Source organism: Haoranjiania flava (assembly GCF_025631005.1).
Classification (GTDB): domain Bacteria; phylum Bacteroidota; class Bacteroidia; order Chitinophagales; family Chitinophagaceae; genus Haoranjiania; species Haoranjiania flava.
Genome location: NZ_JAOTPL010000001.1, coordinates 179,661 through 193,887, shown reverse-complemented (window position 1 = coordinate 193,887; position 14,227 = coordinate 179,661). Strand labels below are relative to the sequence as shown.

Sequence of the window (14,227 nt, the reverse complement as noted above, 5' to 3'; positions counted from 1 at the left end):
GCAATCACTATCAAATATATTAGATCTTGCCGGTAGAGCCTTCCGTCCATTGCTATACGTAATACGACAATTATTAGCCCATTCGCACAGCTGTTTTTCTAAATTTTCAGCGCTAATTCCAATGATAAATAACGGTTGTTAAAAAATTATTCAAATTTTTTCTTTTTGTCAAGTCAGTGTCATACTTTTGTTGCCATTCAAGCTAACTCGTTATCCGGAAATAACACTGAAAAATAGTATGAGTAATTATAAAACAATTGCTAACAAATTATTCTTAGCATTCCATCTGATTTTCGCATTAACAATATCCACAGGGACATTTGCACAGGATGGCAAGGCACTGTTCCAGACGCACTGTGCCGCGTGCCACAACGTACACAAAGACATGACGGGCCCTGCTCTGGCAGGTGTTGAAAGCCGGTGGGCAGACAAGCAACTGCTGCACGACTGGATACTTAACAGCGCTGCTGTAATTCAGAAAGGAGATCCTTATGCCGTAGAAATGTTCAATAAATGGAACAAAATACCGATGACGGCGTTCCAGGGTATACTTTCTACAGAAGAAATAGATGCCATTCTGGCCTTCATTAAGGAAGAAGAAGCTGCACCCGCCGCTGCCGCCGCTGCACCTGCCGCTGCTGCTGCACCCGAACCCGAAACAAACCATACCTTATTATATGGTATCATCACCATACTCCTGGCAATTGTAGGTTTTGTTTTATTGCTGCTCAATAAAAAGCTCAGGGTTATTGCCGAGCACAAAGAAGGCGATCCCGTATCACATATCCCTTTCTACAGGAAAAAATCCTTTATAGCTTTAGCTACCATATTGCTGTTCATACTGGGCGGATTCTGGGTAGTGCAGGGAGCAATTAACCTGGGGGAAAAGAAAGATTACCAGCCCGAACAGCCTATTTTCTTCTCACACAAAGTGCACGCAGGCATTAACCAGGTAAACTGTATGTTCTGCCATACCAATACACAGGATGGCAAGAGCGCCATGATACCTTCTGTAAATGTATGTATGAACTGCCACCTGGCCATTACAGAATATACGGGCGAAAAATTATATAATGCTGATGGCGATACGGTAAACGGCACACAGGAGATACAAAAATTATATCAATATGCAGGCTACACACCGGGCCAGCCCTGGGATGCAAGCAAAGCAAAACCAATCCCCTGGGTAAGGATACACAAACTTCCTGACCACGTATATTTCAACCACTCACAACACGTGATGGTGGGCAACGTACAGTGTCAGACCTGCCACGGCGAGATCAATAAGATGGATGAAGTGAAGCAGTTTGCCACCCTGAATATGGGCTGGTGTATCAACTGCCACAGGACTACAGAAGTTAATTTCAAAGGAAATGCTTACTACAGCATGTACGAGAAATACCACGAACAATTAAAGAACGGACAAATAGATACAACAAAAGGCGTGACAGTGGAAATGGTCGGTGGTATAGAATGTCAGAAATGTCACTACTAAAAAAGTAATTGTCAATTAAATCTAAAGTTTCAAATTCCGAATAAATGGATAATAAAAAGTACTGGCAAAGTTTTGGAGAGTTTAATAACTCGGAGGCTTACAGGGAATCGGCTAAAAATGAATTTCGCGAAGAGCTGCCTTTTGAAGACAACAGCAAAGGTATCCTGGATACGCCTACTCCCAGAAGAGACTTTTTAAAATATTTAGGATTCAGCACAGCCGCAGCCGCCATAGCCGCAAGTTGTGAGACGCCTGTAAACCGTGCTATCCCTTTCGCTGTTAAGCCAGAGAATGTGCACCCGGGCGAAGCAATGTATTATGCCACAACCTTTGTGCAGGATGGCTATGCAGAGAGCGTGGTAGCCAAAGTGCGCGACGGCAGGCCCATAAAAATCGAGGGCAATACTTTATGCCCTATTACAAAAGGAGGCACTTCTGCAAGGGCTCAGGCTTCCGTATTGGATCTGTACAATACAGCACGCCTTCGTTTCCCTACCATCAGCGGTAAAGAAGTAACGCTTTCTAAAATAGACGAATCAATCCAGGGCGCAATAGCCTCACCGGCAGTCATTCTAACCTCAACGATCGTTTCACCTACTTCTCAGGAAGTGATCAACAGGTTCCTGGCAAAATATCCCGGCAGCCGCCACGTAACGTACGATGCGGTTTCTTACAGCGGCCTGCTCATGGCCAATGAAGCTTCTTACGGAAGAAGGGCATTGCCATCTTACCGTTTTGATAATGCTAACGTAATCGTAAGCATAGGCGCTGATTTTCTCGGCACCTGGATATCTCCCGTAGAATTTACCAGGCAATACACCCGCAACAGGAAGATCGATGAAAAGAATCCTTCCATGAGCAAACATTTCCAGTTTGAGAGTGTGTTAACCACAACAGGCGCCAGCGCAGACGAACGTTTTCTCTGCCGTCCTTCCGAATGGGGAGCCATTGCCCAGGCATTGCTTGGTGCAGTCGGAGGCCAGTCAGCCGCAGGTATTTCAGATGCTGCATTGAGTGCAGGCATTGCCAAAGCTGCTAAGGCGTTGAGCGAAAACAGAGGCCGTGCATTGGTTGTTTGCGGCAGCAACGATGCTAATTTGCAATTGGTGGTAAATGCCATCAACGAAGCTATAGGCGCCAACGGCTCTACAATCGACTGGAGCGCTACCAACAATACCAAGAAAGGTGTTGACGCAGATTTTGTTCAGTTGCTGAACGATATGAATGCCGGCGCGGTAAAAACTTTAATTGTACACGGTGCCAACCCTGCTTATGCGTGGCATGATGAGAAAGCCGTAAAAGCAGCATTTGCCAAAGTGCCGAACACCATTGCACTAAATGAAAAAAATGATGAGACTACACAACTTTGTAAGTTTGTAGTGCCTGCACATAATTACCTGGAAAGCTGGGGAGATGCCGAACCTAAAACAGGGCATATCTCTTTTATACAGCCTACCATCAACCCATTGTTCAAAACCCGGCAGTGGCAGGACAGCCTGTTGAAATGGGCCGGCGAAGCTACTACCTACGCAGACCTTGTAAAAGCTACCTGGTCAGCAAGGGCAGGCGGCGATGCAGGCTGGAACAAACTGTTACAGGAAGGTGTACTGAACCCGGGCGGAAGAGCAACAGCTTCTTCGCTTGTCAGAAGCGACTCTTCAGCAAATGGCAAAAACTCAGATACCGCAAGTGCAGTGCTTGCAGCATTCACATCCACAAGAACTGCGCCTGCTACCTACAACAGTGGCTCTGCAGTAACCGCAGCAGGTGTATTGAGCACGGCTAAAAAAGGTGGTGATACCGAACTTCTACTTTACCAGTCTGTAGCTATCGGCGACGGAAGCGGAGCAAGCAATCCTTTTTTACAGGAAATGCCAGACCCGATCACGCGCGCAACATGGGACAACTATATCATTGTTTCTCCTGATTTTGCCAGGAGAAAACTAAATATCGACATCAGCAAGGAAGGACAGGCCGACTCCTACGAAGTAAACCCGGAAAAAGAAGTTTTAAAGCTTACCGTAAACGGAAAATCAATAGAGTTGCCATTCATCATTGTGCCGGGCACTCACCCGAATGTGGTAGGTATAGCCGTTGGTTACGGCAGAACCAAGCATGTGGGTAAGGCCGCTGACGGTTATGGAAAGAATGCCTTCCCGCTGGCTTCTTTTACAGGCAATACGGTTTCTTATCTTCAGCCCGATGTAAAAATTGAAAGAACAGGGAAAACTTACCAGGTAGCCCAGGTACAGACACATGACCGCTACGATCCTAAAGTGGGCGGCGAGAGAAGAGAGATCATGAAAGAGCTTTCGCTGGCTACCTTTAAGCACAGCCCTGAAAAAATATTGAACGAAAGAGCGCACGAACTGGCGCCCTGGGGCGGCCTGGAAAATTTTGAAAAACAAGGTACGCTATACCCGTACTACGATAAACCCGGTATCCACTGGGGAATGAGCGTAGATACCAACTCCTGTACCGGTTGCGGCGCCTGCGTAGTAGCGTGCAATATTGAAAACAACGTACCCATTGTAGGTAAAAGCGAGGTTGCCCGGTTCCATGATATGCACTGGCTGCGTATAGACAGGTATTACAGCGGTGATATCGACAACCCGAAAGTAGTGTTCCAGCCATTGATGTGCCAGCATTGCGATAACGCTCCCTGTGAGAACGTATGCCCGGTAAATGCTACCAACCACAACTCTGAAGGTTTGAACCAGATGGCTTATAACCGTTGTATAGGTACCAGGTATTGCGCAAACAACTGCCCGTACAAAGTACGCCGTTTCAATTGGGCAGATTATAACGGTGCAGATAGTTTTAAAAACAACCAGGACCAGAAATTAGTGGGTGTATTAGATGCTCCTGTGCTTGATATGAATGACAGCCTAACAAGAATGGTATTGAACCCCGATGTTACAGTACGTTCAAGAGGAGTAATGGAAAAATGTACTTTCTGTGTGCAACGCCTGCAGGAAGGAAAATTAAAAGCTAAAAAAGAGGGCAGAAAACTGGACACCGGCGCAGACATGGAAAAAGCCGATGTAAAAACTGCCTGCCAGCAAGCCTGCCCGGGCGACGCGATCGTTTTTGGGAATATCAACGATACACAGAGCTCCATTGCAAAAGTGAGAAAGGAGAACCGCCTGCGTTTATTCTATTCACTGGAGCAATTGCACGTATTGCCCAATGTGAACTACCTGGCCAAGGTGAGAAACACAGATGAAGTAGAAAAAGATGAAACACCGGCGCCGGCAGCTCATCATTAAAAAGAAAAATAATTAATTAGGTAATAAAAAATACTCAATGTCATTATTTAAGTACGAATCGGAGCTAAGAGAACCACTGGTAAGAGGTGATAAAACGTATGCTCAAATTACGGAGGATATTGTAAGGCCTATTGAGACCAAGCCAACTAAACTGTGGTACATTGGTTTCTTTATCTCCCTGGCTTTGCTGCTCTTCGGGGTAGTAAGCGTTACTGTGGAGGTGATCTATGGTACAGGACAGTGGAACCTGAATAAAACTGTAGGATGGGGTTGGGATATTACCAACTTCGTATGGTGGGTAGGTATCGGCCACGCCGGTACGCTTATTTCAGCTATCCTCCTGCTTTTCCGCCAGGGCTGGAGAACGGCGGTAAACCGTGCCGCTGAGGCTATGACCATTTTCGCGGTAATGTGTGCGGGCCAGTTCCCTATCTGGCACATGGGCCGTGTATGGCTGGCATTTTATACATTGCCTTACCCCAACACAAGAGGTCCGCTATGGCCAAACTTTGACTCACCGCTGTTGTGGGACGTGTTTGCAATCAGTACTTACCTGACTGTTTCTTTATTATTCTGGTATACAGGTTTAATTCCCGATCTGGCTACTGTGCGGGACAGGGCAAAAACCAAGTTGAGAAAATTATTTTACGGTATTACAGCTTTTGGCTGGACAGGTTCTACCAAACACTGGCAGCGCAATGAAGCCCTTGCGTTAGTGCTGGCCGGCTTGTCTACCCCGCTGGTACTTTCGGTGCACACCATTGTATCCTTTGACTTTGCTACCTCTGTAATTCCCGGCTGGCATACTACCATTTTCCCGCCGTACTTTGTGGCAGGTGCGGTATTCTCCGGGTTTGCTATGGTGCAAACGCTGCTGATTATCGTAAGGAAGGTGATGAACCTGCAGGATTACATTACCATAGGACATATTGAAGCTATGAATAAGGTAATAGTTCTTACCGGCTCCATCGTAGGCGTAGCCTATCTCACGGAATTGTTCATGGCATGGTACAGCGCAAATAAGTACGAAGGTTATGCATTCTTCTACAGCCGTGCTAACTTATTCAGCCCTTACGGCTGGAGCTATTGGGGCATGATGTTCTGTAACGTGGTAAGCCCGCAATTGTTCTGGTCAAGAAAGCTCAGAAGAAATATCTGGTTTACTTTCTTCATGAGCGTTATTGTAAATGTGGGTATGTGGTTTGAGCGTTTCGTGATCATCGTTACTTCTATTTACAGGGATTATTTACCATCTTCCTGGTCTGTATACTACAGCCCCACTATTTGGGAAATAGGTTTCTATTTAGGCACCTTTGGTTTATTCTTTACCTGCTTCTTCTTATTTGCAAAATACTTCCCGGTAATTGCAATAGCGGAGATCAAAGCTATCGTAAAAACCTCAGGAGACAACCATAAACTGGATGTAAACCATGTAGAAGCAATTGAACCTGAAAAATTTATTCACGAATACGCACATCATTAATTTTTTGAAAGATCAATCATATGGCAAATAAGAAATTTGTAGTGGCTTGTTTTGATGATGAAGCTCCGTTGTTTGAAGCGGTGAAGAATGTACGCAGTGAAGGATATAAGCTGCACGATGTGTATACACCGTATCCTGTGCACGGCCTTGATTATGCTATGGGCCTGAGGCAAACAAGCCTGCATACTGCCGGGTTTATTTACGGTATTGCCGGAACGATTACCGCACTGGCCGGCATGAGCTGGATATTTGTAAAAGACTGGCCGCAAGTATACGGCGGTAAGCCGCACTTTGCTTTACCGGCATTCATCCCCATTACATTTGAATTAACGGTACTTTTCTCTGCTGTAGGTATGGTACTTACCTATTGCTGGTTGTGCCAGTTGGCTCCGTTTGTGAAAAAACATCATTTTCACCCACGCGCTACAGATGATCTTTTTGTAATGGTATTAGAAGCGCCTGATGCAGCTACAGAAAATGAATTGGTAGAAAAAATGAAAAACAGCGGCACAGTGGAAGTGGAAGTGCAGGAAGCCAATCCCGGATGGTGGTGGGGCCGCTATGATAAGGAACAGCAAATCATTAAAGAGCCTAAAGTTCCTAAAGAGTGGGCATCCCTGGAAAATTAGTTTGCAAGAAAGAATGCTAAAACATTCTACATTAAAATATTTTACCGGTAATAAACAATAAACCGGGCAACGGCGAAAATATACGGCTATAACGAAGCATGAAGGATTACCTCATGCACAGTTACAACCGGCAATTGGAAAATATTAAAGATATACGGATGAAAAAATTATCAGTCATAGCGGTTCTTATCATTTCAGGCATTACCATACTTGCCGGATGCGGAAACGGAATAAAACGCAATCCCGGAAAAGTGTATATGCCCGATATGTTTTACAGCCGTGCGTACGAGACCTATGTCGAAATGGATTCTACCTTATTTACAACAGATTCCAACCAGGCGGGGAGAAAAATATTTTACAACAACCTGCCTGTAAGAGGCACAGTATCCAGGGCCGGAGAGTACATTTTTCCTATTCCGAAAGATGCTATAGGGGATAGTACCAACTACGTGGCTTCCAAAGCTGTACAAAATCCGGAGCCTCCGCTTACCCAGGCAGAATATGACCAGATGCACCGCTTGTACCTGATCAATTGCGGCATTTGCCACGGAGCAAAATTAGACGGTAACGGCCCGCTGTACAATGGCGGTAACGGGCCTTTCATTGCGGCGCCTAAAAACCTGGCAGGCGATCCTGCTATGATAGCAATGCCCGACGGCCAGATGTTCTATTCAGTTACCTATGGTAAAAATACCATGGGCAGCTATGCATCTCAGCTTACCACTAAACAGCGCTGGCAGTTAATTCATTATATTAAAATGGTACAGAAAGGCACCGGCAGCAGTTCGTCTACACCGGCAGCAGATTCGGCAGCCATAGCGGCAAAATAGTAAGATTAAAAAATAAAAGTTATATCTCAACTTTCAACTTCGTAGAAAAATGGCATCCATAAAAACACAATTTGAAGTTCCTGCAAAAATTAAAACCTGGTCTTTTGGGGTCATTGGTTTAGGTATTTTATTAACGGTCATCGGGTTTTTAACTCATTCGGGCGATGCACACGGCATGGATAATTTCTGGGGTACGCTTTTGTACAACAGCATATTCTTTACACTCATCTGTAATGCCGCCATGTTCTTTATCTGTGTCACTACGCTGGCAATGGGTGCCTGGCAGATCGCGTTTGTGCGCGTGGCAGAAGCTATTTCCCGCATGGTGCCTATATTCGGTACCGTGTTGTTAGCTGTATTGCTTTACCTGATATTTTCAGGCAGCCATATTTACCACTGGAACGACCCTGCAGCAGTAGCTTCTGATAAAATTTTACAGCACAAAGAAGGATTCTTAAATCCTACATTCTTCGTGATCTGGTCTATTCTCACGGTGGTTTTATGGTGGTTCTTGGGAGCAAGAATGAGGAAGACGCTCGGCGAAAACGACAATGGCATGAAAACCAAGGAAAGCGGTAAAAAATATATTTTTAAAAGTACGGTAAATGCCTCGCTTTTCCTGGTGTGGTTTGCCCTTACGGCAGGCTCGGTTACTCCCTGGTTGTGGCTCATGAGCATTGATGCGCACTGGTACAGCACCATGTATAGCTGGTATACTTTTGCAAGCAGCTTTGTGGCAGGTATAGCGCTGATAGTTTTATTTGTAATTTACCTGAAAAATAAAGGTTACCTGGAACTGACCAACCAGGAGCACCTGCATGACCTGGGTAAGTTTATGTTTGCCTTCTCCATTTTCTGGACCTACGTTTGGTTTTCTCAATACATGCTGATCTGGTATGCCAATATTCCTGAGGAAACTGTCTACTTCAAGCACAGGGTACAAGGGCCGTACAGGGGCATATTCTACCTGAACCTGATTATCAATTTCGTGGCGCCGATCCTTATTTTAATGACAAGAGATTCAAAAAGGAATTATACCATTATGACCTTTATGGCAGTGCTGATCATCTTCGGCCACTGGATAGATTTTTACCAGATGGTGATGGCAAGTATATCTAAAGAGCATGTAACACTTGGTTGGTGGGATTTTGGAATAGCATCCATTTTTGTGGGTGTAATGATATTCTTTGTAAGCAGGTTCCTGGCAGTGAAGCCGCTGGTGCCAAAGTATCATCCTTTCCTTAAAGAAAGTATTATACACCATACTTAAGCATAGCGATAAAGTTTTTGATGTAAACTAAGCAGTATTGTATATCAGGCAGCGATGGAGATTTTCTATTGCTCAAAGATACCAATACTGCTTATTTCTTATAATTCAGCGTTACAGTAGTGTAGATGCTCTTTTGTTTTTAACGGGCGGTGAAATGATGTGCGGGCATGAATATTCCGCAAATTTTATAATATTGTATATTTGTGTACGTTCGTTGATAGAGCAAATAATGTAATCTTAACACTTTACGATTTACCCCAATAGCTTAAGCTGAATTGACTAAGGAATATTTTTGTAATTTGCAGCAGAATGACAAATATGCAAGGTCAGGGATTTGATGAAGTTTTTTTTAAAGAAGTATTTGATACTTACTTTGATAAAATATTTTCTGCCTTTCGAAGGAAAGTGACTGATACAAATGTTGCACAGGACCTGACACAGCTTACGTTTCTAAAATTCTGGGAGTACCGTTCTACCTATACTTTTGAGCTCTCTACCGAAATACAATTGTTTCGCAAAGCAAAGCTGGTATTTATAGACTGGCTGCGCAAGGAAGCGCATCAGCGAAAAATCATGGATGAGATGAAGCAGATCTCGGAAAAAATGCACTCCACCAAATTTGAACTGACAGACACGCTTAAGATTGCCATTGAGCAATTGCCTGCCATGCGAAAAAAAGTGTTTTCCCTCGCTTACATCGATGGCTACTCACACAAGGAGATAGCTGATCAACTTAACATTTCTACCAAGACGGTTGATGCCCATGTGCTGAAAGCGCTCAACCAGTTAAGAAAACTACTTGCTTTTTATGTTATAATTACTTATATCTCCCAGTTAAGTTAAGTACGTATTAATTTTTTGTCAAAAAAAATAAAAATTTATTTTTTAGCGAGTAGGTAATTATTTAAATGTAAACGTACTAATAAGTGTATGGATAAATCCATTGACATAGAAAAGATAGAGAAGTTTCTGGCGAACGAGTGCAGTTATGTTGAGGCTGAAGAGATAGCGGCTTACCTGAAAGCGCATATTGAAGAGCTGGACAGGCTGGATGTTTTTGGTGATGCAGGAGAAAAGGAAATAACTGTATTATCTCCCGCGCTTAAGCATAGAATTTACAACAAGATCTCGCCAAATAATACCAGGCGAATTAGTATATGGAAAAGAGCCCTTGCCGCAGCCTGCATTATTGCAGCCATGCTGGGCATATTTTTCACTTACAACTCAAACAATAAATCTACCGATAAAGAAGAGCAGTCTTATGCTGTATTACTCAAAAATATTGCAAATAAAGGTACTGACACGATGCTTGTATTATTGCCGGACGGCTCAAAGCTTATATTGGATCCTATGGCCGCAATAACTTACCAGAATGATTTTGCCAGTATAAGAAGTGTGCACCTCGATAGCGGTAATGCCTATTTTATTGTTGCCAGAGATACGCTACGCCCTTTCAATGTATTTGCCAACGGCATTAAGACTACTGCTTTAGGAACTGAGTTCTGGGTAGAGAATGATCTGTCGGTAAGCTCCATAAAAGTAAAGCTTGCTTCAGGTAAAGTTGCCGTAGTGTCTACAGATAAAAAGTTTACGATGGACTCCGTATACCTGAAGCCTTCCCAGGAATGTTGGATCGATAAGCGCACAGGACATGTAAAGGTGGTAGAGCAAAAGATGAAAACCGCAAAAACAATTACCATCGATAAAGAAGAAAAAGCAGAACAGCCTGATAACACCGTATTGTGGACAAACAATAACCTGCAACTTTCTAAGGCAAAGCTGGATAATGTGCTGCGTAAATTAGAGAACCGGTACAACGTAACCATAGTAGTAGATCAGCAGATCATCAATCGTGCTACCATTACCGGTAAAATACTTTATTCTGATTCTCTGGACGTGATTATAAAATCAATTTGTGATATTAATAATTTGAACTATGAAAAACGGAATGATACCATTTTCATGACAAAATAATCTAACAGTACTTTACCGCATTTTGTATTAGATATGCTTTTTATAGCAGCCAAAATAATTTTTATTCCGGCTGCAAGGAATACTATTGCTTATAGCAGCACATTGTAATTCTTTATGTAGTAAGGCACTTACAGGTAGGCAGATACAACTTAAACATACCAGCAGAAAATAATCGCCACAACAATAAACGTAAAATAAAATATATGCAAATGAAGAAATGTACGCAATTTATGGCTGTCTTGTTGATACTTTTTTCAACAGGAAGCCTCTATGCCCAGCAAAGGGTAAGCACAACAGGCAAGGTGCTGTCAGAAGACGGAACACAGCTTGAAAGTACTACAATCACGGTTGTGAATGTAAATACAGGTGCGGTCACACACACAATTTCTGATTCTATAGGTGTTTTTACAATTGGCGGATTGGTCCCGAGCCAGAAATACAACCTGTTTTTTGAGCATGTGGGTTACGAGAAGGATTCCTTGATGAATCTTTCATTTTCTCAAACAGAGAACAGTGCATTGTTGATAAGAATGCGGCCGGACGCAAGTTCTGCACTCGGCGATATTGTTGTTACTGCATTAGGGATAAAAAGATCTGAAAAGGCGCTGAGTTACAATGTTCAACAGATAAAGCAGGATGAACTTACAACGGTGAAGGATGCGAACTTCGTAAACAGCCTGAACGGTAAGGTGGCAGGGGTAACCATTAACCGTAGCTCATCGGGTATTGGCGGCGCTACAAAAGTGGTAATGAGAGGAACAAAGTCTATTGTTGGTAATAACAATGTATTGTATGTAATAGATGGGATGCCTGTAGGTAATTCATCTAGAGGGGATGTAAGTAGCGAGTTTTCCGGTCCGGCGGGCGGTGAAGGTATTTCTGACCTCAACCCCGAAGATATAGAAAGCATTTCTGTGCTTACAGGACCTTCCGCAGCAGCTTTATATGGCGCCGCGGCGGCTAATGGAGTTATGCTTATAAATACAAGAAGAGGTGCAGAAGGCAGATTAAGAGTAAATTTTTCAAGTAATAATGAATTCCTCAGCCCTCTCATTATGCCAGAGTTTCAAAATAAATACGGAAACAGGGCAGGCGAGTACAGAAGCTGGGGCGACAGTTTAGTTACTCCATCTTCTTTTAATCCAAAAGACTTTTTCCGAAGAGGTTACAATACTATTAACTCGTTGAATTTGTCTACTGGCACTACAACCAATCAAACTTTTTTTTCAGTAGCTTCTACGAATTCCCAAGGCATTATTCCAAACAATGAATATTACAGATACAATTTCACCATAAGGAATACGGCTACTATGCTTAATGATAAATTACATACCGACTTTGGGGCAAGTTATATATTGCAGGGAGATCAAAATATGTTATCGCAGGGCCGGTACTTCAACCCGTTACTGCCTTTGTATTTATTTCCTCGCGGCGAAGATTTTGAAAATGTAAAAATATTTGAACGCTATGATGCCGAAAGAAGATTTCCGGTTCAGTACTGGCCATATGGGGACCAAGGTTTGAGTTTCGAAAACCCTTACTGGACGGTGAACAGGGAAATGTTTATAAGTGATAAAACACGTTATATGCTCCATGCCAGGGCTCAATACGATATACTTAGCTGGATGAATATAGCCGGACGCGTCAGGGTAGATAACACGAATTCTGTAATCCAAAGAAAGTTGTATGCTTCTACTCTTCAGTTGTTTACCAACTCTTCGAAGGGAAGTTATCATAAGACTGATGAAACTTATAAACAGACCTATGCGGATGTTATGCTCAATATCAATAAAAGATTTACCGGGGGAATTTCATTAACGGCAAACGTGGGCAGCAGCTTTGAAGATCACTACACCACAGGCGTAAATATTGGCGGAAGATTATTTACAGTACCCAACTTATTTTCTGCCAATAACTTTGACCCGTCTCAACCGGGAGCCGGGGAAACATACCTGAGAACGCGCAATATAGCAGCTTTTGCCAGTGCTGAATTGGGCTGGAAAAACAGACTATTCTTAACTACGACCGGACGAACAGACTGGGCCTCACAGTTAGTAAGCAATGGAAAAACTACGCCTATCTTTTATCCTTCTATTGGTCTGTCAGGCATACTTTCCGATATGATTGATATGCCTGATTTTATATCATATCTTAAAGCTCGTGGTTCTTACACCGAAGTCGGTTCTCCAATATCACAAGTGGGCATTACACCCGGCACCGTTACAGATCCTATGAGTGGGGGTACTATCACACCCATTTCCACCTATCCTTATCCTGATTTTAAGCCCGAAAGAACTAAATCTTACGAGTTTGGTATTAACTCTCGTTTCCTAAACAATAAAATCAGCTTCGACGCTACTCTGTATCAGTCAAATACATACAATCAAACCTTCCTGGCTAGCATGTCTGCAGCTTCCGGTTATTCGGGTTTCTATGTACAGGCAGGTAATGTACGGAACCGCGGGGTAGAAATGGCATTAGGTTATAAGGATAATTTCGGAGGCTTTGAATATAGTACAAATTTTACATTCACAAAGAACCTGAATAAGATTATTGAAATGGTGCACAATTTCAGAAATCCTATTGATAGTTCATTGGTAACTTTTACCGAGCTCACTTTACAGGAAGCTGGCGGAGTTTATATAAGAGAGGGTTATAGTATGTCGGATATCTTTGTTCAGGGAATACTGGAACGAGGCAGGGATGGTCATCTAATACCTGAAGGCAATGGTTTCAAAGTAGATCGTAGTCAACGCATTAAAGTAGGTTCAGTAGACCCTGATTTTTCTCTGGGATGGCGCAATGACCTTTCATTTAAAAATGTATCATTAGGGGCTCTGGTAACGGGTCGATTTGGAGGAGTAGTTACTTCGCAAACTCAAGCTTTCATGGATGCGTATGGAGTTTCTAAGGTATCTGCAGATGCGCGAGACAACGGAGGTGTGGAAATAAACGGCGTTAAATACAACCCGGAACGCTATTATAATACAGTAGGAGGACAATCGCTTGGCGGCTATTATGTCTATGATGCAACCATTGTTAAATTACAAGAGTTGTCTCTTTCTTACTCTCTTCCCAAAAAATGGCTAGGCAATATATTCACTAATGCAAGTGTGGGATTAATAGGCCGAAATTTGTTTATTTTCTATAGAAAAGCGCCTTACGATCCTGAAATGACATCTTCTACCGGAACATACAATCGCGGAGATTATTTCATGCCGCCCAGCTTGCGCAGCTTAGGCTTTAGCTTAAAAGTATCTTTGTAACCATAAAACAA

General features: G+C 43.0%; 9 protein-coding genes. All 9 read left to right on the top strand.

The genetic code is table 11. The annotated features are described in order from the left end of the window. Positions 1–238: 238 nt before the first annotated feature. The 9 genes from OD355_RS00875 to OD355_RS00835 all read left to right on the top strand — a co-directional run bounded on the left by OD355_RS00875 (position 239) and on the right by OD355_RS00835 (position 14,216). Positions 239–1,495, top strand: coding sequence for a c-type cytochrome (locus OD355_RS00875; RefSeq protein WP_263036550.1), 1,257 nt, complete (start codon positions 239–241; stop codon positions 1,493–1,495). Positions 1,496–1,539: 44 nt separating this feature from the next. Further along, positions 1,540–4,764 (top strand): TAT-variant-translocated molybdopterin oxidoreductase, encoded by a 3,225-nt coding sequence (locus tag OD355_RS00870; protein ID WP_263036549.1) that lies wholly within the window; start codon positions 1,540–1,542, stop codon positions 4,762–4,764. Between the two features lie 37 nt (positions 4,765–4,801). Then, complete coding sequence (gene nrfD / locus OD355_RS00865) at positions 4,802–6,247, top strand: NrfD/PsrC family molybdoenzyme membrane anchor subunit (protein WP_263036548.1); 1,446 nt, start codon at positions 4,802–4,804, stop codon at positions 6,245–6,247. 20 nt (positions 6,248–6,267) lie between these two features. Further along, positions 6,268–6,876 carry a DUF3341 domain-containing protein gene (locus tag OD355_RS00860; protein WP_263036547.1) on the top strand — a complete coding sequence of 203 codons (609 nt, stop codon included), beginning with the start codon at positions 6,268–6,270 and terminating at the stop codon, positions 6,874–6,876. 158 nt (positions 6,877–7,034) lie between these two features. Continuing rightward, entirely contained in the window at positions 7,035–7,706 is a 672-nt protein-coding gene (locus OD355_RS00855) for a c-type cytochrome (protein WP_263036546.1), read from the top strand. Positions 7,707–7,755: 49 nt separating this feature from the next. Then, complete coding sequence (locus OD355_RS00850) at positions 7,756–8,976, top strand: quinol:cytochrome C oxidoreductase (protein WP_263036545.1); 1,221 nt, start codon at positions 7,756–7,758, stop codon at positions 8,974–8,976. Between the two features lie 309 nt (positions 8,977–9,285). Next, entirely contained in the window at positions 9,286–9,819 is a 534-nt protein-coding gene (locus OD355_RS00845; protein ID WP_263036544.1) for an RNA polymerase sigma factor, read from the top strand. A gap of 87 nt (positions 9,820–9,906) precedes the next feature. Next, positions 9,907–10,950, top strand: a complete 1,044-nt coding sequence (locus OD355_RS00840) for a FecR family protein (protein ID WP_263036543.1) — start codon at positions 9,907–9,909, stop codon at positions 10,948–10,950. Between the two features lie 209 nt (positions 10,951–11,159). Continuing rightward, on the top strand, positions 11,160–14,216 hold the full coding sequence (locus OD355_RS00835) for a SusC/RagA family TonB-linked outer membrane protein (protein WP_263036542.1): 3,057 nt from the start codon (positions 11,160–11,162) through the stop codon (positions 14,214–14,216). The last annotated feature ends 11 nt before the right edge of the window (positions 14,217–14,227 follow it).